The 18929-nt window shown below is 67.4% G+C and carries 18 protein-coding genes; 12 read left to right on the top strand and 6 right to left on the bottom strand.

Translation table 11 applies throughout. The features are described from left to right. Positions 1–57: 57 nt before the first annotated feature. From tssA to vgrG1a, 10 genes are all read left to right on the top strand, one after another. Entirely contained in the window at positions 58–1092 is a 1035-nt protein-coding gene (tssA, locus tag FOC67_RS25535) for a type VI secretion system protein TssA (protein ID WP_003083664.1), read from the top strand. Positions 1093–1180: 88 nt separating this feature from the next. Then, positions 1181–1699, top strand: a complete 519-nt coding sequence (gene tssB, locus FOC67_RS25530; protein WP_003083666.1) for a type VI secretion system contractile sheath small subunit — start codon at positions 1181–1183, stop codon at positions 1697–1699. Positions 1700–1711: 12 nt separating this feature from the next. Continuing rightward, positions 1712–3208: a type VI secretion system contractile sheath large subunit gene (gene tssC, locus FOC67_RS25525; RefSeq protein WP_003104973.1), complete on the top strand. Its 1497-nt coding sequence runs from the start codon at positions 1712–1714 to the stop codon at positions 3206–3208. Between the two features lie 75 nt (positions 3209–3283). Further along, positions 3284–3772, top strand: a complete 489-nt coding sequence (gene hcp, locus FOC67_RS25520) for a type VI secretion system receptor/chaperone Hcp (protein WP_003083670.1) — start codon at positions 3284–3286, stop codon at positions 3770–3772. A 167-nt stretch (positions 3773–3939) separates the two neighbouring features. After that, the gene (gene tagJ / locus FOC67_RS25515) at positions 3940–4785 is read left to right on the top strand and encodes a type VI secretion system accessory protein TagJ (protein ID WP_003119488.1); all 846 of its coding nucleotides are present in this window, start codon (positions 3940–3942) and stop codon (positions 4783–4785) included. 1 nt (position 4786) lies between these two features. Then, positions 4787–5296 (top strand): type VI secretion system baseplate subunit TssE, encoded by a 510-nt coding sequence (gene tssE, locus FOC67_RS25510; RefSeq protein WP_003111625.1) that lies wholly within the window; start codon positions 4787–4789, stop codon positions 5294–5296. Then, positions 5293–7152: a type VI secretion system baseplate subunit TssF gene (gene tssF, locus FOC67_RS25505; RefSeq protein WP_003083676.1), complete on the top strand. Its 1860-nt coding sequence runs from the start codon at positions 5293–5295 to the stop codon at positions 7150–7152. The genes tssE and tssF overlap by 4 nt, the downstream gene beginning before the upstream one ends. Further along, the gene (gene tssG, locus FOC67_RS25500) at positions 7116–8162 is read left to right on the top strand and encodes a type VI secretion system baseplate subunit TssG (protein WP_003083679.1); all 1047 of its coding nucleotides are present in this window, start codon (positions 7116–7118) and stop codon (positions 8160–8162) included. The genes tssF and tssG overlap by 37 nt, the downstream gene beginning before the upstream one ends. After that, positions 8155–10863, top strand: a complete 2709-nt coding sequence (tssH, locus tag FOC67_RS25495; RefSeq protein WP_003136970.1) for a type VI secretion system ATPase TssH — start codon at positions 8155–8157, stop codon at positions 10861–10863. The genes tssG and tssH overlap by 8 nt, the downstream gene beginning before the upstream one ends. A 46-nt stretch (positions 10864–10909) precedes the next feature. Then, positions 10910–12841 carry a type VI secretion system spike protein VgrG1a gene (vgrG1a, locus tag FOC67_RS25490; RefSeq protein WP_073646568.1) on the top strand — a complete coding sequence of 644 codons (1932 nt, stop codon included), beginning with the start codon at positions 10910–10912 and terminating at the stop codon, positions 12839–12841. A 6-nt stretch (positions 12842–12847) separates the two neighbouring features. Here the strand turns inward: vgrG1a and FOC67_RS25485 are convergent, their stop codons facing one another. Genes FOC67_RS25485 through eagT6 form a run of 6 tightly spaced genes read right to left on the bottom strand, consistent with a single transcriptional unit; the run spans position 12848 to position 15962 of the window. Next, positions 12848–13075: a hypothetical protein gene (locus FOC67_RS25485; RefSeq protein WP_269326411.1), complete on the bottom strand. Its 228-nt coding sequence runs from the start codon at positions 13073–13075 to the stop codon at positions 12848–12850. An 11-nt stretch (positions 13076–13086) separates the two neighbouring features. Beyond that, positions 13087–13350, bottom strand: coding sequence for a hypothetical protein (locus tag FOC67_RS25480; RefSeq protein ID WP_003123786.1), 264 nt, complete (start codon positions 13348–13350; stop codon positions 13087–13089). 46 nt (positions 13351–13396) lie between these two features. After that, the gene (locus FOC67_RS25475) at positions 13397–13942 is read right to left on the bottom strand and encodes a hypothetical protein (protein ID WP_009314908.1); all 546 of its coding nucleotides are present in this window, start codon (positions 13940–13942) and stop codon (positions 13397–13399) included. Continuing rightward, the gene (locus FOC67_RS25470; RefSeq protein ID WP_003104961.1) at positions 13939–14223 is read right to left on the bottom strand and encodes an immunity protein Tsi6 family protein; all 285 of its coding nucleotides are present in this window, start codon (positions 14221–14223) and stop codon (positions 13939–13941) included. Before FOC67_RS25470 ends, FOC67_RS25475 begins: the two co-directional genes overlap by 4 nt. After that, positions 14220–15512: an NAD(P)+ glycohydrolase Tse6 gene (gene tse6, locus FOC67_RS25465; protein ID WP_009314911.1), complete on the bottom strand. Its 1293-nt coding sequence runs from the start codon at positions 15510–15512 to the stop codon at positions 14220–14222. The genes FOC67_RS25470 and tse6 overlap by 4 nt, the downstream gene beginning before the upstream one ends. A gap of 15 nt (positions 15513–15527) precedes the next feature. Continuing rightward, positions 15528–15962 (bottom strand): type VI secretion system effector EagT6, encoded by a 435-nt coding sequence (eagT6, locus tag FOC67_RS25460; RefSeq protein ID WP_003111796.1) that lies wholly within the window; start codon positions 15960–15962, stop codon positions 15528–15530. A 253-nt stretch (positions 15963–16215) separates the two neighbouring features. On the opposite strand from eagT6, the gene vgrG1b reads away from it, so the two are divergent. Then, positions 16216–18441, top strand: coding sequence for a type VI secretion system spike protein VgrG1b (gene vgrG1b, locus FOC67_RS25455; protein ID WP_009314913.1), 2226 nt, complete (start codon positions 16216–16218; stop codon positions 18439–18441). A gap of 27 nt (positions 18442–18468) precedes the next feature. Continuing rightward, entirely contained in the window at positions 18469–18918 is a 450-nt protein-coding gene (locus FOC67_RS25450; RefSeq protein ID WP_003136987.1) for a DUF6484 domain-containing protein, read from the top strand. The last annotated feature ends 11 nt before the right edge of the window (positions 18919–18929 follow it).

The following is an 18929-nucleotide window of genomic DNA, read 5'->3' as shown; positions in this document are numbered from 1 at the left end:
TCTTACAAGCGAAGGTGAGGGCCGCGCAGCGGCTTCGATGATAGGGAGATCGTCACCGTGCTGGATGTACCCGTTTTGCTGGCTGCCGTATCCCCGGACTCGCCCTGTGGCGACGATCTGGAGTACGACGCCGCGTTCCTCGAACTCGAACGCATCGCCCAGGGCCAACCCGAGCGCCAGATGGGCGATGCCGTGCTGCCCGCCGAGCCGCCGGAGTGGCCGCGCGTACGCGCGCTGGCCAGCGAACTGTTCGGCCGTAGCAAGGACCTGCGGGTAGCCAACCTGCTGCTGCAGAGCAACGTCGCCCTCGACGGCCTGGACGGGCTCGCCGAAGGCCTGCTGCTGGTCCGCGAGCTGCTCGGCCAGTACTGGGACGGCGTCTATCCGTTGCTCGACGCCGATGACGACAACGACCCCACCTTCCGTATCAACGCCCTCACCGGCCTGGTCGCCGAACCGCTGCTGCAACTGGTCTGGGCGATCCCGCTGGTGCGCTCGCGGGCGTTCGGCCCGGTCAACCTGCGCGCCGCGCTGAACGCCGCCGGGCTGCAACGCTTCGCCAGCGAGACCCTGAGTCCCGAGCAGATCGCCGGCGCCTTCGCCGATGCCGACGCCGATGCGCTGGCCGCCACCCGGCGCGCCCTGGATGGCGCCCAGGAACATGCCCTGGCCATCGAGAGCGGCGTCGCCGAACGGGTCGGCTCGGCCCAGGGACTCGACCTCGGTCCCCTTCGTCAACTGCTGCGCCAGGCCCTCCAGGTGTTCGACCTGTACGGCCCGCAGGGCGCCGGCGAGTCCTTGGCGCCGGGTGCCGAGGCGGTCGCCGACGAGCAGGTGGGTGCCGCGCCTGTCGCAGCCGTCGCCGCGCCGGCACCGCGAGCCAGCGGCGAGATCGCCAACCGCGAAGACGTCCTGCGCCAGCTCGATCGCCTGCTCGAGTATTACGTTCGCCACGAGCCGTCGAGTCCGGTGCCGGTGCTGCTCAAGCGCGCCAAGACACTGGTGACGGCCGACTTCGCCGAAATCGTGAGGAATCTCATCCCTGATGGGATTTCCCAGTTCGAAACCCTGCGAGGCCCGGAAAGCGAGTAACGCCTAGCGGCCGTCCGGGCCAACGCTGCAAGCCGCCGGGGCGATTCCGACGGCGCTAACAACCGCCGTCGCGCGAGGGAGAAACAAGATGGGAAGCACTACCAGCAGTCAGAAGTTCATCGCCAGGAACCGGGCGCCACGCGTGCAGATCGAGTACGACGTGGAGCTGTACGGTGCCGAGAAGAAGGTCCAGCTGCCCTTCGTCATGGGCGTCATGGCCGACCTCGCCGGCAAGCCCGCCGAACCCCAGGCGGCGGTCGCCGACCGCAAGTTCCTGGAGATCGACGTGGACAACTTCGATGCCCGGCTGAAGGCGATGAAGCCGCGGGTGGCCTTCAACGTACCGAACGTGCTGACCGGCGAAGGCAACCTGAGCCTGGACATCACCTTCGAGAGCATGGACGACTTCAGCCCCGCCGCGGTGGCGCGCAAGGTCGATTCGCTGAACAAGCTGCTCGAGGCGCGTACCCAGCTGGCCAACCTGCTGACCTACATGGACGGCAAGACCGGCGCCGAGGAAATGATCATGAAGGCGATCAAGGACCCGGCCCTGCTTCAGGCCCTGGCCAGCGCGCCGAAGCCCAAAGATGACGAGCCGCAGGCGTAAGAGGATTCCAGCATGGCCGAATTGAGCACCGAGAACCTGGCCCAGGGCCAGACCACCACCGAGCAGACCAGCGAGTTCGCCAGCCTGCTGCTGCAGGAGTTCAAGCCCAAGACCGAGCGCGCCCGCGAAGCGGTGGAGACCGCCGTGCGGACCCTCGCCGAGCATGCCCTGGAGCAGACCAGCCTGATCTCCAACGACGCGATCAAGTCGATCGAGTCGATCATCGCGGCGATCGACGCCAAGCTCACCGCGCAGGTCAACCTGATCATGCACCACGCCGACTTCCAGCAACTGGAAAGCGCCTGGCGCGGCCTGCACTACCTGGTCAACAACACCGAGACCGACGAGCAACTGAAGATCCGCGTGCTGAACATCTCCAAGCCGGAGCTGCACAAGACCCTGAAGAAATTCAAGGGCACCACCTGGGACCAGAGTCCGATCTTCAAGAAGCTCTACGAAGAGGAATACGGCCAGTTCGGCGGCGAGCCCTATGGCTGCCTGGTCGGCGACTACTACTTCGACCAGTCGCCGCCGGACGTCGAGCTGCTCGGCGAGATGGCGAAGATCTCCGCCGCCATGCACGCGCCGTTCATCTCCGCCGCCTCGCCGACGGTGATGGGCATGGGTTCCTGGCAGGAACTGTCCAACCCGCGCGACCTGACCAAGATCTTCACCACCCCGGAATACGCCGGCTGGCGTTCGCTGCGCGAGTCCGAGGACTCCCGCTACATCGGCCTGACCATGCCGCGCTTCCTGGCGCGCCTGCCCTACGGGGCGAAGACCGATCCGGTGGAAGAGTTCGCCTTCGAGGAAGAAACCGACGGCGCCGACAGCAGCAAGTACGCCTGGGCCAACTCGGCCTACGCGATGGCGGTCAACATCAACCGCTCCTTCAAGCTCTACGGCTGGTGCTCGCGGATCCGCGGCGTCGAGTCCGGCGGCGAGGTGCAGGGCCTGCCGGCGCACACCTTCCCCACCGACGACGGCGGCGTGGACATGAAGTGCCCGACCGAGATCGCCATTTCCGACCGCCGCGAGGCGGAGCTGGCGAAGAACGGCTTCATGCCGCTGCTGCACAAGAAGAACACCGACTTCGCCGCCTTCATCGGCGCGCAGTCGCTGCAGAAACCCGCCGAGTACGACGATCCGGACGCCACCGCCAACGCCAACCTGGCGGCGCGCCTGCCCTACCTGTTCGCCACCTGCCGCTTCGCCCATTACCTGAAGTGCATCGTTCGCGACAAGATCGGTTCCTTCAAGGAGAAGGACGAGATGCAGCGCTGGCTGCAGGACTGGATCCTCAACTACGTCGACGGCGACCCGGCCCACTCCACCGAGACCACCAAGGCCCAGCACCCGCTGGCGGCGGCCGAAGTGGTGGTGGAGGAAGTCGAAGGCAATCCGGGTTACTACAACTCGAAGTTCTTCCTTCGCCCGCACTACCAGCTCGAGGGACTGACGGTATCGCTACGCCTGGTATCCAAGCTGCCTTCGGCCAAAGAGGCCTGAGGCATTCAACGACAGCGCCTGCCATGGTGGCGGGCGCTTGCATAGCGTAGTGGCGCGAGCCACACGGGAGGAAAGATGGCTGTTGATATGTTCATCAAGATCGGCGACGTCAAGGGTGAGTCCAAGGACAAGACTCATGCCGAGGAAATCGACGTGCTGGCATGGAGCTGGGGCATGTCCCAGTCCGGGTCGATGCACATGGGCGGTGGCGGCGGCGCCGGCAAGGTCAACGTGCAGGACCTGTCGTTCACCAAGTACATCGACAAGTCCACGCCCAACCTGATGATGGCCTGCTCCAGCGGCAAGCACTATCCGCAGGCGAAGCTGACCATCCGCAAGGCCGGCGGCGAGAACCAGGTCGAGTACCTGATCATCACCCTGAAGGAAGTCCTGGTGTCCTCGGTGAGCACCGGCGGCAGCGGTGGCGAGGATCGCCTGACCGAGAACGTGACCCTGAACTTCGCCCAGGTCCAGGTCGACTACCAGCCGCAGAAGGCGGATGGCGCGAAGGACGGCGGTCCTGTCAAGTACGGCTGGAACATCCGCCAGAACGTGCAGGCCTGATGAGCCGGCTGCCGGTCATGGCGTGGCCAGGCCATGCCGTGGCCGGTGCGAGCGCCCGCCATGCCGGGTGCCGAAGGCGCGCGCGGCGCGCCGCGGACCTCGTCCGCCCGACCTCCTGCCGGAGGTACTGAATTCCACCGGGTCGTCCGTCGCGTCCGCCGGGCGCCATGGCCGACCCTTCATTCGCATCCGGGCGCCTGGGCTCCCGGCTACAGGGAAGTATCGCGATGATCGCCGAAGAACTGTTGCGCGCCGGGCGCCTGGACGATGCCTTGAAAGCCTTGCAGGAACAGGTGCGCAGCCAGCCGTCGAACGCCACCCTGCGGATCTTCCTGTTCCAGCTGCTGGCCGTGATGGGCCAGTGGGCGCGGGCGCAGAACCAGCTCAAGGTGGTCGGCGAACTGGATGCCTCGGCGCTGCCGATGGTACAGACCTACTCCACCGCCATCGACTGCGAGGCGCTGCGCCGCGAGGTGTTCGCCGGGCGCCTGACGCCGGTGATCCTCGGCCAGCCGGCGGAATGGATCGCGCCGCTGTTGCAGGCCCTGAGCCTGGACGCCGAAGGCCATGGCGAGGCCGCCCAGGCCCTGCGCGAGCAGGCCTTCGACGCCGCGCCGGCGGTGCCCGGGCGGATCGGCGAAGCGCCGTTCGCCTGGCTGGCAGATGCCGACACGCGCCTCGGCCCGGTGCTCGAGGTAATCGTCAACGGTCGCTATGCCTGGTTGCCGATGAGCAACCTGCGCAGCCTCAAGGTCGAGGCGCCGAGCGACCTGCGCGACCTGGTCTGGCTGCCGGCCGAACTGACCCTGGCCAACGGCGGCGCCACCGTCGCGCTGCTGCCGGCGCGCTACGCGGAAACCGTCGAGCACGGCGACGACGCCGCGCGCCTGGGGCGCAAGACCGAATGGCTGGACAGCGGCCTGCCGGTCGGCCAGCGGCTGTTCGTCACCGATGCCGGCGAGACCGCGCTGTTCGACCTGCGTGAGCTGGACTTCGAGCCGACGGACGCCTGACATGGCCGAACTGACCCTCCAGGAGCGCCTGCAGCCGTCGCTGCTCGACCGCCTCACCGACGACGAGCCGGGCAACCTCAAGGAAGCCGCGGAGCGCCGGGTGCTGACCCTGAGCCAGCTGAAGGCCTCGGTGCTGCGCGACCTGGCGTGGCTGTTCAACACCACTTCGCTGTTCGACCACGGCCCCGCCGCCCGGATGCCGGCCGGCAACTCGGTGCTCAACTACGGGCTGCCGGCGCTGGCCGGGCACACCGCGTCGAGCGTCGACGTGCATGCCATCGAGGCGCTGCTCACCGAGACCATCGCCACCTTCGAGCCGCGCATCATCCGTTCTTCGTTGCGGGTGCGCGCGCAACTGCTGCCCGGCGAGATGGACCACAACGCCCTGAGCTTCGAGATCGAGGGTGACCTCTGGGCCGAACCGGCGCCGCTGCGCCTGCTGCTGACCACCAACCTGGACCTGGAGACCGGCCACGTGCGCGTCGCCCAGGGCGAGCGGAGGCGTACATGAACCCGCGCCTGCTCGAGTACTACAACCAGGAATTGCAACACATCCGCGAAAGCGCCGCGGAGTTCGCCGAGGAGTTCCCGAAGATCGCCGGGCGCCTGTCGCTGTCCGGCTTCGAGTGCGCCGACCCCTACGTCGAGCGCCTGCTGGAAGGTTTCGCCTATCTCACCGCGCGGGTCCAGCTGAAGCTCGACGCGGAGTACCCGACCTTCACCCACAACCTGCTGGAAATCGCCTACCCGCACTACCTGGCGCCGACTCCGTCGATGACCGTGGTGCAGCTGCGCCCGGACCCCAACGAAGGCGCCCTGAGCAGCGGCTTCAGCGTCGAGCGCGGGGCCTCCCTGCGCGGCCAGCTCGGCCCCGATGACCAGACCGCCTGCGAATACCGCACCGCCCACCCGGTGACCCTGTGGCCGTTGGAAGTGGCCCAGGCCGACTACTTCGGCAATCCCGCCGCGGTGCTCGGCCGCCTCGCCGCCAGCGAGCCGCGGGCCAAGGCCGGCCTGCGCATCCGCCTGCGCAGCGGCGCCGGTATCCCGTTCGACAGCCTGTCGCTGGACGCCCTGCCGCTCTACCTGCACGGCGCCGACGAACAACCCTACCGCCTCTACGAACAATTGCTCGGCAACGCCTGCGCGGTGTTCGTCCGCGCCCCGGACAATGCCTGGGTCGAACGCCTGCCGACGAGCAGCCTGCGTGCGCGTGGCTTCGACGACGAGGACGCGCTGCTGCCGGTGGTGCCGCGGGCGTTCCAGGGTTACCGCCTGCTGCAGGAATACTTTGCCCTGCCGGCGCGCTTCCTGTTCGTCGAGTTCTCCGGCCTGAACCGCGCCCTGCGTCGATGCCACGGCGAGGAGCTGGAACTGGTCGTGCTGTTCGGCAAGCACGACCAGCGCCTGGAGGGCACGGTGGACGCGGAGCAACTGGTGCCGTTCTGCACCCCGGCGATCAACCTGTTCCCGCGCCGCTGCGACCGCATCCACCTGTCCGACCGGGTCAACGAGCATCACGTGATCGTCGACCGCACCCGTCCGCTGGATTTCGAGGTGCATTCGCTGCAACAGGTGAGCGGCCACGGCAGCGGTCCGGAGCAACCCTTCCAACCGTTCTACGCGGTGCGCGACCCGGCGCGCTACGGCCGCGAGCAGGCCTACTTCAGCGTGCGCCGCGAACCGCGCGTGCTGTCCAGCAAGCAGCGGCGCAAGGGCCCGCGCTCGACCTACGTCGGCAGCGAGACCTTCGTCGCCCTGGTCGACGCCAACCAGGCGCCCTATCGCCACGACCTGCGCCAGCTCGGCATCGCCGCGCTGTGCACCAACCGCGACCTGCCGCTGTTCATGCCGATCGGCGCGCACAAGAGCGACTTCACCCTGGAGGACAGCGCCCCGGTCATGCAGGTGCGCTGCCTCGCCGGACCGAGCCGGCCGCGCGCCAGCCGTGCCCACGATGCCAGCGCCTGGCGGCTGATCAGCCAGCTGTCGCTGAACTACCTGTCGCTGGCCGAGCGCGGCCAGGGCGCCGCCGCCCTGCGCGAGCTGCTGCGGCTCTACGGCGACAGCGGCGATCCGGCGCTGCAACTGCAGATCGAGGGCCTGCGCGAGGTCAGCAGCAAGCCTTGCACGCGGCGCCTGCCGATGCCCGGGCCGATCGTCTTCGGCCGTGGCCTGGAGATCACCCTGGACTTCGACGAGAACGCGTTCCGCGGCACCGGGGTGTTCCTCCTCGGCGCCGTGTTCGAGCGCTTCCTGGCACGCTACGTGTCGATCAACAGCTTTACCGAGACGGTGCTGCGCACCGGCGAACGGGGCGAGGTGATGAGATGGCAGGCGAAGCCGGGCAGCCGTCCGAACCTCTGAACCTGCTCGCCGGGATGGCGGCGGCGCCCTGGGACTACGACTTCTTCCAGGCGCTGCGGCGCATCGAGTGCGAGTCGCCGCAACTGCCGCGCCTCGGTCATTCGGTGCGGCTGGCGGACGATCCGCTGCGCCTCGGGCAGAAGCCCGACTGTACCTTCGCGCCTTCGACCCTGGCCTCGGTGAGCCACACCGGCACCGCCGCGACGCCGCGCCTGGACCAGTTCTTCTTCGGCCTCACCGGCCCCAACGGGCCGCTGCCGCTGCACCTCACCGAATACGCCCGGGAACGCCAGCGCAACGTCAACGACGCGACCTTCAAGCGCTTCATGGACGTCTTCCACCACCGCCTGCTGACCCTGTTCTACCGGGCCTGGGCGGAGGCGCGGCCGGAGATCAGCCACGACCGGATCGACGACGACTACTGGTCGGCGCGTCTCGCCGCGCTCTCCGGGCGCGGCATGCCGAGCCTGCGGGGGCGCGAGCCGCTGGCGGACACCGCACGCTACTACTACACCGGCCACCTCGCCGCGCAGACCCGCTACCCGGACGGCCTGCGGGTGATCCTCGCGGAGTATTTCGAGGTCCCGGTGGCGGTCGAGGAATACGTCGGCCAATGGCTGGAGCTGCCCGAGCGCAGCCGCCTCGGCGTCGACTCGACGAGCCTGGGCATGGACGTCTGCCTGGGCACCCACGTCTGGGACCGCCAGCACAAGTTCCGCCTGCGCCTGGGGCCGCTGGACCTCGATCAATACCAGCGCTTCCTGCCCGACGGCGACCACTTCGTCGAGCTGGCCGCCTGGGTCGCCGAATACCTGGGCGAGGAGCTGGACTGGGACGTCAACCTGGTCCTGCAACGCCACGAAGTACCCCCGCTGGGCCTGCAGGGCGGCGGGCGGCTCGGTTTCAACACCTGGCTGGGCGATCCCGGCCAGGACGCCAGGGATCTACTGCTGGCCCGCCAGTACGCCACTGCGCGGCCGCATGAGCACAAGGAGAAGGAACATGAGTGAGATCAGTCGCGTTGCGCTGTTCGGCAAGCTGAACAGCCTGGCCTACAAGGCCATCGAGGCCGCCACGGTATTCTGCAAGCTGCGCGGCAATCCCTATGTCGAGCTGGTGCACTGGTTCCACCAGATCCTCCAGTTGCCGGACTCGGACCTGCACCAGATCGTCCGCCAGTCCGGGATCGACCCGGCGCGCCTGGCCAAGGACCTGACCGAGGCCCTCGACCGCCTGCCGCGCGGCTCGACCTCGATCACCGACCTGTCCTCCCATGTCGAGGAAGCGGTGGAGCGCGGCTGGGTCTATGGCAGCCTGATGTTCGGCGAGAGCCAGGTGCGCACCGGCTACCTGGTGATCGGCATCCTCAAGACGCCGAGCCTGCGCCATGCCCTCACCGGGCTGTCGGCGGAATTCGCCAAGCTCAAGGTCGAGGCGCTCACCGAGCGCTTCGACGAGTACGTCGGCGCCTCGCCGGAGAACGGCCTGTCGGCCAGCGACGGCTTCAACGCCGGCGCCGCCCCGGGCGAGGCCAGCGGCGCCCTGGCGCCGAGCGCGATGGGCAAGCAGGAGGCGCTCAAGCGCTTTACCGTGGACCTCACCGAGCAGGCCCGCAGCGGCAAGCTCGACCCCATCGTCGGGCGTGACGAGGAGATCCGCCAGTTGGTGGACATCCTCATGCGCCGCCGGCAGAACAACCCGATCCTCACCGGCGAGGCCGGCGTCGGCAAGACCGCGGTGGTGGAAGGCTTCGCCCTGCGCATCGTCGCCGGCGACGTCCCGCCGGCGCTGAAGGACGTCGAACTGCGCGCCCTCGACGTCGGCCTGCTGCAGGCCGGGGCGAGCATGAAGGGCGAGTTCGAGCAGCGCCTGCGCCAGGTGATCGAAGACGTGCAGAGTTCCGAGAAGCCGATCATCCTGTTCATCGACGAAGCCCACACCCTGGTCGGCGCCGGCGGCGCGGCCGGCACCGGCGACGCCGCCAACCTGCTCAAGCCGGCCCTGGCGCGCGGCACCCTGCGCACCGTGGCGGCGACCACCTGGGCCGAGTACAAGAAGCACATCGAGAAGGACCCGGCGCTGACCCGGCGTTTCCAGGTGGTGCAGGTGGACGAGCCGTCCGAGCACAAGGCCATCCTGATGATGCGCGGCGTCGCGTCGACCATGGAGAAGCACCACCAGGTGCAGATCCTCGACGAGGCGCTGGAGGCGGCGGTCCGGCTGTCGCACCGCTACATCCCGGCGCGCCAACTGCCGGACAAGTCGGTGAGCCTGCTGGATACCGCCTGCGCGCGCACCGCCATCAGCCTGCACGCGGTGCCGGCCGAGGTCGACGATAGCCGCCGGCGCATCGAGGCGCTGGAAACCGAGCTGGCGATCATCCGCCGCGAGAGCGCCATCGGCGTCGCCACCGCCGAACGCCAGCGCAACGCCGAGACCCTGCTGGCCGAGGAGCGCGAGCGCCTGGCCGCCCTGGAGCAGCGCTGGGCCGAGGAAAAACGCCTGGTCGACGAACTGCTGGAGACCCGCGCCCGTCTGCGCGCCGCCGCCGAAGCGGTGGACGCCGGCGGTGCGCCGCTGGGCGAAGGCGAGGCGCGTCTCGACGAGGAACAGCGCCAGGCGCTGCATGCGCGGCTGGCCGAACTGCAGGCGCAACTGAGCGCGTTGCAGGGCGAAGAGCCGCTGATCCTGCCGACCGTGGACTACCAGGCGGTGGCCTCGGTGGTCGCCGACTGGACCGGCATCCCGGTCGGCCGCATGGCGCGCAACGAGATCGACACCGTGCTCAACCTCGACCGGCACCTGAAGAAGCGCATCATCGGCCAGGACCACGCGCTGGAGATGATCGCCAAGCGCATCCAGACTTCCCGCGCCGGCCTCGACAACCCGAGCAAGCCGATCGGCGTGTTCATGCTCGCCGGCACCTCCGGGGTGGGCAAGACCGAGACCGCGCTGGCGCTGGCCGAGGCCATGTACGGCGGCGAGCAGAATGTCATCACCATCAACATGAGCGAGTTCCAGGAAGCCCACACCGTCTCCACCCTCAAGGGCGCCCCGCCCGGCTACATCGGCTACGGCGAGGGTGGCGTGCTGACCGAGGCGGTACGCCGCAAGCCCTACAGCGTGGTGCTGCTGGATGAAGTGGAGAAGGCCCACCCGGATGTCCACGAGATCTTCTTCCAGGTCTTCGACAAGGGCGTGATGGAGGACGGCGAAGGCCGGGTGATCGACTTCAAGAACACCCTGATCCTGCTCACCACTAACGCCGGCACCGAGATGATCGCCAGCCTCTGCGCCGATCCGGAACTGATGCCCGAGCCGGAAGCCATCGCCAAGTCGCTGCGCGAACCGCTGCTGAAGATCTTCCCGCCGGCGCTGCTCGGCCGCCTGGTGACCATCCCCTACTACCCGCTCAGCGACGACATGCTCAAGGCCATCTCGCGCCTGCAACTGGGGCGGATCAAGAAGCGCGTGGAGGCGACCCACAAGGTGCCGTTCGAGTTCGACGAGGGCGTCGTCGACCTGATCGTCTCGCGCTGCACCGAGACCGAGAGCGGCGGCCGGATGATCGACGCGATCCTCACCAACACGCTGTTGCCGGACATGAGCCGCGAGTTCCTCACCCGCATGCTCGAAGGCAAGCCGTTGGCCGGGGTACGTATCAGTAGCCGCGACAACCAGTTCCACTACGACTTCGCCGAGGCCGAGTGACAACCGGCGACACGCAGAGCAGTAGAAGGAACCGTCGATGGGATTGATGCAACTGACCCGCCTGGTCCAGGTGGATTGCCCGCTGGGGCCGGACGTGCTGCTGTTGCAGCGCATGGAGGGACGCGAGGAACTGGGACGGTTGTTCGCCTACGAGCTGCACCTGGTCTCGGAAAACCCCAACCTGCCGCTGGAACAGCTGCTCGGCAAGCCGATGAGCCTGTCCCTGGAGCTGCCCGGCGGCAGCCGGCGCTTCTTCCACGGCATCGTCGCGCGTTGCAGCCAGGTGGCCGGGCACGGCCAGTTCGCCGGCTACCAGGCCACCCTGCGGCCCTGGCCGTGGCTGCTGACGCGTACCTCGGACTGCCGCATCTTCCAGAACCAGAGCGTGCCGGAGATCATCAAGCAGGTGTTCCGCGACCTCGGCTTTTCCGATTTCGAGGATGCCCTCACGCGCCCCTACCGCGAGTGGGAATACTGCGTGCAGTACCGCGAGAGCAGCTTCGACTTCATCAGCCGGCTGATGGAACAGGAGGGCATCTACTACTGGTTCCGCCATGAGCAGAAGCGCCACATCCTGGTGCTCTCCGACGCCTACGGCGCGCATCGCAGCCCGGGTGGCTACGCCAGCGTGCCTTACTACCCGCCGACCCTCGGCCATCGCGAGCGCGACCACTTCTTCGACTGGCAGATGGCACGCGAGGTCCAGCCCGGTTCGCTGACCCTCAACGACTACGACTTCCAGCGCCCCGGCGCGCGCCTGGAGGTGCGTTCGAACATCGCCCGGCCGCACGCGGCGGCCGACTACCCGCTGTACGACTATCCCGGCGAATACGTGCAGAGCCAGGACGGCGAGCAGTACGCGCGCAACCGCATCGAGGCGATCCAGGCGCAGCACGAGCGCGTGCGCCTGCGCGGCGTGGTGCGTGGGATCGGCGCCGGACACCTGTTCCGCCTGAGCGGCTATCCGCGCGATGACCAGAACCGCGAGTACCTGGTGGTCGGCGCCGAATACCGGGTGGTCCAGGAACTCTACGAAACCGGCAGCGGCGGCGCCGGCTCGCAGTTCGAGAGCGAGCTGGACTGCATCGACGCCAGCCAGTCGTTCCGCCTCCTGCCGCAGACCCCGGTGCCGGTGGTGCGCGGTCCGCAGACCGCGGTGGTGGTCGGTCCCAAGGGCGAGGAGATCTGGACCGACCAATACGGCCGGGTCAAGGTGCATTTCCACTGGGATCGCCACGACCAGTCGAACGAGAACAGCTCCTGCTGGATTCGCGTGTCCCAGGCCTGGGCCGGGAAGAACTGGGGCTCGATGCAGATCCCGCGGATCGGCCAGGAAGTGATCGTCAGCTTCCTCGAAGGCGACCCGGACCGGCCGATCATCACCGGGCGGGTCTACAACGCCGAGCAGACGGTGCCCTACGAGCTGCCGGCGAACGCCACCCAGAGCGGGATGAAGAGCCGTTCGAGCAAGGGCGGCACGCCGGCCAACTTCAACGAGATCCGCATGGAGGACAAGAAGGGCGCCGAACAGTTATACATCCACGCCGAGCGCAACCAGGACAACCTGGTCGAGAACGATGCCTCGCTGTCGGTCGGCCACGACCGCAACAAGAGCATCGGCCACGACGAGCTGGCGCGCATCGGCAACAACCGCACCCGCGCGGTGAAGCTCAACGACACCCTGCTGGTGGGCGGGGCGAAGAGCGACAGCGTCACCGGCACCTACCTGATCGAGGCCGGCGCGCAGATCCGCCTGGTCTGCGGCAAGAGCGTGGTGGAGTTCAACGCCGACGGCACCATCAATATCTCCGGCAGCGCCTTCAACCTCTACGCCAGCGGCAACGGCAACATCGACACCGGCGGCCGCCTCGACCTCAATTCCGGCGGCGCCAGCGAGGTCGACGCCAAGGGCAAGGGCGTGCAGGGCACCATCGACGGCCAGGTACAGGCGATGTTTCCGCCGCCGGCGAAGGGCTGAGGCTGCTTAGCGGAAGGGAAAGCCGCGTTCATATTCCTCGCGGCTGATCTCCCGGCCGAAGCGCAACGCGTCGTTGAACAGCCGGTTGTGATACGCCACCGGCTCCGGGCATTCCGCTGTGCCGTAGAAGCGCACGTAGATCAGCGCGGTGCGGTGGTCCCAGCGGTAGGTGACCGCCTCGAAATCGTAGTCGAGGTAGATGTCCCGACTGGCGAAGGCTTCGCCCTTGTGCATGCCCATCGCCGCTACAGCGCGCTGCCGCGGTCGTTGCCGGGTGCGACCAGCAGCAGATGGTCCATTTGCCGGCGTCGGCAGCGTTCGACGAACTCCAGCGCCGAACCCATGTCGCGGAGGTAGCGGGCGAAGTCGTCGGCATCGATCCGGTAGTACTCCTCGTAGTCCACCAGGCGGTTGCCCACCGGGAAGGACAGGTAGTGCTGGCCGGAGTCGGTCTCGATACCGATGCTGAAGACGTGCTCGCGGCTGACCAGGTAGGTTTGCAGATTCATCGGTTGCTTCTCGCTGGTTCGTTCGGCTGGCGTCAGCGTCCGTGCCTCACGGGGTGTCGGGAACGAAATCCGGCCCGTCGAGTTTGTCGCGTACCGTCGTGGATGTGCGCAAGAGCGGACCCCACAGGCCGTTGCTGCTGTTCCAGGTAGCGCCCGCCCAGCGGGTGTCGCGGATCAGTTCGTCCTTGTTCGCCTCGAGCTGCCGCTTCAGCGCGACCGCGACGGCGCCGAGGTCGACCTCGAACAGATCACCGTAGGGGCCCTGCGGATTCGCGCGTTTCTTCGACAGGCAGAAGCGGTAGTACCAGATCCAGTTCTGGGCGACGTAGATCGCCCGGTTGCGATCGGGATAGGTGGCGAGGATCTTCAGCAGGGTGTCGGCGAAGCGGCGGGGAAGGTAGGGAAAACGACCGCTTTGCCAGCATGGCAACAAGCAGCGCTCGATGGCCCGGCACACGTCCTGCGGTTCCTCTTCGCCGCTATGGCTTTCGATGAAATAGGGCTGCTCGCCGACGAGGAACGCGACCAGATCGTCATTGGTGAGTGCCCGTGCCAGGAGGTTTTCGCAGACCTCAGCGGGCGTATCGCTCACGGCAGATCGACCTTCAGGCCGCGGCCAGTGCGTATGCCGACGTAATAGGCGTCCTTGAGGGCCCTGGAGAGTTCCGGGTCGGTTTCGTCGAATTCCTTCACGGCGATGCTGCCGAGGGTCAACCGGTGCAGTGCGGAACGATCCAGGCTGCGGTCGAGCAGGACGGACCTGATGTACTGCAATTGCTTTTCCGCGGACAGCAGGACCTCGTATCCCGGATAGCGGGCCAGCCGGTCGACGACCAGCGCCAGAGCGCGGTCGATGTATTCGATGGGTGTCATGATCCCTCCCGGGGAAGCAGACCGAAGGAGCCTTTCTCGTTGGAGAACAGTTGTTGCGCGCCGCCTTTGGCGGGATATGACTGTCCCTTTACCGACCAGAAGTCATCGGTCGGCGCAGCGGTGCTGCGCAGGACCTCGACCTTCTGGGTCGTCCTGTAGGAGTTGAGGACCTTGGGTTCGATGGTGTTCGCCGCCCGGTTGGTGCCCATGGGGTTGATTCCCAGCTCCGTGGGCTGCACGCGCGGGCTGAGTGTATACCAGTTGCCCTGCGGCGCTCCGGGGGACTGGTACTGCCACAGGTTCTTGCCGGGCGCGAGGGTTTCCACGCGGACCGGATGGTTGAAGTCCAGGCCGTTCATGTACGACTCGGCATCGGCAGGATCGATGTCCTTCGACTTGAAGAACTTGGCGGCGGTTTCACGATTCCCGCGGTAGTTGATGTCGTGGTCGAGGTTGCCGGAACGACCGAACTTGTTGTTCAGGTAGGCGCGTCGTTGCGCGGTTTCGGAGGTCACCGCTGCCGGACGACGACCGGCGAGTTTCGGCCCGAAGCCCAGCAATGCCATCCCCGCCACGCCCTGGAACAGGTCGCGGTAGCCGGGACCGAGGCGGTCGCCGAGGTCGCCGAGCAGGGCCATGCCGCCCATCATCAGCCCGCCGATGGCGACGAAGCCAACCAGCGCCGCGACCCCGGCCATCGCCGCCAGCAGCAGGCCGCCGGCAAGGGCCGCCAGGCCCAGCGCCTCGAGGCCGGTGTGCAGCCATTCCTCCAGGTCGAGGACGAAGGCCACCCGCTCGGTGGGGCCGCCGATGAAGGTGTCCTGGCTGCCGGTCTTGATGTGCGCGCCGCAGACCATCTTGCTCTGCAGGCGCGCCGCCGGCTTGCCGTTGATGTACACGGTGGCGCTGCCTTCGGCGATCAGCACCGGGAACGGCCACAGCGGATGGTTCAGCGGCAGGCCGCTGCAGGTGGCGGAGACGTCGTCGCCGGCGCGCATCGCGTTGCGACTGTTCACGTAGACGTTGAAGCTGCCGCGTATGAGCACCCCGGTGGTCGGCTCGGGTAGCTCGAAGATGGTGGTCAGGCCCTTGACGATCTGGAACATCGACAGCCCGCCGGCGGCGATCGAGCCGGCCAGGATCACCGCGGCCAGGCCGCCGGTGGCGGCGGTGGCGGCGACCACGGCGGCGCCGATCAGGGCTCCGGCCACGGCTCCGGCGACCATCGCGGCGACACCGAAACCGTGGGCTATCTCATCGCCCAGTCGGGCGGCGGCTTGCGCATCCATGCGTCGGTACTCGGGTCAGCTAGGGGTCGGGCGCGGGACCAGGGTCTGCATCGCCTGCTTCCAGGCCGGCTCGTGGTGCGGCAGGTCAGCCGGGGTGGTGGTCAGGGTGGTGATCAGCACCGCCGGGCGGCGCTCGATGAATACCTGGCGCAGCATCAGGTCGCGGCCCTCGCGCTGCCACTGGTAGTCGAGGAGCACGGCGGCGTGGCCGTGGATGTTGATGTCCCAGCGCTTGTGCAGCTTGAAGCCGGGCAATTGCTTCTCGGCGTTTTCCAGTTGGCGGGCGACATAGTCGGCGAACGGCGCGTCGCCCTGGCTGGGGTCGCGGCTGATGACGAAACTGGCTTCGCGGGCGGGGCCGCTGGCGGGGAGCTTGAAGATGTTGATGCTCTGGTCCTGCCAGGCATCGGGAATCTCGAGATCGGCTTCGTGGAGGCGATAGAGCGTCACTGTGTTAACCCCTTCCCTAGGATTCTGAGTGAGTCATTGCTGGACAAAAGCTTTACGGAATGTTGCTCGCGAATCAAGGCTTTCCTGGCCCGAAGCGGCCTTTCGTGATGGCCTTCTGCCTGTTCGCCGTCGGTCGGGGCGCTCGTCGGAATCTGTGTCACGCATCTCCCCTTTCCACCGCATCCGCGCCTATGCTGCTTGGGTGGTGCCGCTCCAACGGCGCCAGTGATGGACGTGGATCAAGGATGATTTCATGGCACTTGCGCAACAGACCCGCCTGGTCCGGGTCGACAGTCCGCTCGGCGCGGAGGTCCTGCAATTGCAGCGAATGGAGGGTCGCGAAGAGCTCGGCCGGCCGTTCGCCTACGAGCTGGAACTGATCTCGGAAAACCCCGACCTGCCACTCGACGGGCTGCTGGGCAAGCCGGCCAGCCTGGCGCTGGAACTGCACGACGGCAGCCGGCGGCATTTCCACGGCATCGTCGCCGCTTGCAGCCAGGGATCCGGCAACGGCCAGTTCGCCAGCTACCAGGTCACCCTGCGCCCCTGGCTGTGGCTGCTGACGCGCACCTCCGACTGCCGCATCTTCCAGAACCAGAAGGTCCCGGACATCATCAAGCAGGTGTTCCGCGACCTCGGCTTCTCCGACTTCGAGGACGCCCTGAGCCGCTCCTACCGCGAGTGGGAATACTGTGTGCAATACCGCGAGACCAGTTTCGACTTCGTCAGCCGGCTGATGGAGCAGGAAGGCATCTACTACTGGTTCCGCCACGAGCGGAATCGGCACATCCTGGTTCTATCCGACGCCTATGGCGCGCACCAGAGCCCGCCGAACTACGCCAGCGTGCCCTACTACCCGCCGACCCTGGAACAGCGCGAGCGCGACCATTTCTACGACTGGCACATGGCGCGCGAGGTGCAGTCCGGCTCACTGAGCCTCAACGACTACGACTTCCAGCGCCCCGGCGCGCGCCTGGAGGTGCGCTCCAATATCGCCCGTTCGCATGCGGCGGCCGACTACCCGCTGTACGACTACCCTGGCGAATACGTACAGAGCCAGGACGGCGAGCAGTACGCGCGGACCCGTATCGAAGCCTTGCAGGCGCGCTACGAACGGGTGCGCCTGCGCGGCCGCGCCCGCGGCCTCGGTTCGGGCCACCTGTTCAAGCTCAGCGGCTACCCGCGCGAGGACCAGAACCGCGAGTACCTGGTGGTCGGTGCCGATTACCGGGTGGTCCAGGAACTCTACGAGACCGGCGGCGGCGGGGTGGGCGCGCAGTTCGAAAGCGAGCTGGACTGCATCGATGCCGGCCAGGCCTACCGCCCCTTGCCGACCACTCCGCTGCCGATCGTCCGTGGCCCGCAGACTGCGGTGGTGGTCGGGCCCAAGGGCGAGGAGATCTGGACCGACCAGTATGGCCGGGTCAAGGTGCATTTCCACTGGGACCGCCACGACCAGTCCAACGAGAACAGCTCCTGCTGGATGCGCGTCTCGCAGGCCTGGGCGGGGAAGAACTGGGGCTCGATCCAGATCCCGCGGATCGGCCAGGAAGTGATCGTCAGCTTCCTCGAAGGCGACCCGGACCGGCCGATCATCACCGGGCGGGTCTACAACGCCGAGCAGACGGTGCCCTACGAGCTGCCGGCGAACGCTACCCAGAGCGGCACCAAGAGCCGTTCGAGCAAGGGCGGCACGCCGGCCAACTTCAACGAGATCCGCATGGAGGACAAGAAGGGCGCCGAGCAGTTGTTCATCCATGCCGAGAAGAACCAGGACATCGAGGTCGAGAACGACGAGACCCACTGGGTCGGCCACGACCGGACCAAGACCATCGACCACGACGAGACGGTGCATGTGAAGCACGATCGCACCGAGACCGTGGACAACAACGAGACCATCACCATCGGCGTCGACCGCACCGAGAAGGTCGGCAACAACGAGAAGATCAGTATCGGCGCGAACCGCACCGAGGACGTCGGCAGCAACGAGACCATCAGCATCGGCGTCGACCGCACCGAGAAGGTCGGCAGCAACGAGAAGATCAGCATCGGTGCAAATCGCACCGAGGACGTCGGCAACGACGAGACCATCAGCATCGGCGCGAACCGTAGCGAGTCGGTGGGCAACAACGAGACGATCAGCATCGGCGCCGACCGCAGCGAGTCGGTGGGCGCCAACGAGACCATCGACATAGGCGGCAACCAGAGCACCAGCATCGGCAAGAACGAGTCGCGCAGCGTCGGCCAGGGCCGCGATACCTCGGTGGGCAAGGACGATAGCCTGGACGTGGGCAAGAGCTTCACGCTCAACGCCGGCGACTCGATCACCCTGGTCACCGGTGCCGCCAGCATCCGCATGAAGAAGGACGGCAGCATCGTCATCAGCGGCAAGAACATCACCATCGACGGATCCGGGGCGATCAACGTCAAGGCCGACAAGAACGTGGTGGTGAAGGGACGCAAGATCCTCCAGAACTGAAGCGGCGCAGAGCCAGGGAGTCAGCGCATGAGTGTCGAGATCCATCTACCTGGGGCCACGACGGCCCTTCCCGCGCGGCTGGACGGCGTGGTCATCGGCGTCCTCCTCGACGTGCCGGACGCCGCCGCTCCGGTGGTCGCCTATCCCGGTTGCCCGAGCGAGCACGGCCTGGCGGCGGCCACCACCACTCAGCTCAGTCGCGCCGACATCGGCGCCCAGGTAGCGCTGATGTTCGTCGCCGGCGATCCGCGCCAGCCGCTGCTGATCGGCCGCATCCAGCGCCTGCCGCAGGAAGCGCTGGCGCAACTGGACGGCGAGCGCCTGGAGTTCAGTGCCGAACGCGAGATCGTCCTGCGCTGCGGCAAGGCCAGCATCACCCTGACCCGCGCCGGCAAGGTGATCATCCATGGCGCCTACCTCTCCAGCCGCTCCACCGGGGTCAACCGGATCAAGGGCGGTTCGGTGCAGATCAACTGAGCGCGGCGGGC

This window comes from Pseudomonas sp. FDAARGOS_761 (assembly GCF_013343155.1).
GTDB classification, from domain to species: Bacteria; Pseudomonadota; Gammaproteobacteria; order Pseudomonadales; family Pseudomonadaceae; genus Pseudomonas; species Pseudomonas aeruginosa.
The sequence above is the reverse complement of the archived record's forward strand: the minus strand, read 5'-3'. Positions and strand labels throughout refer to the sequence as shown.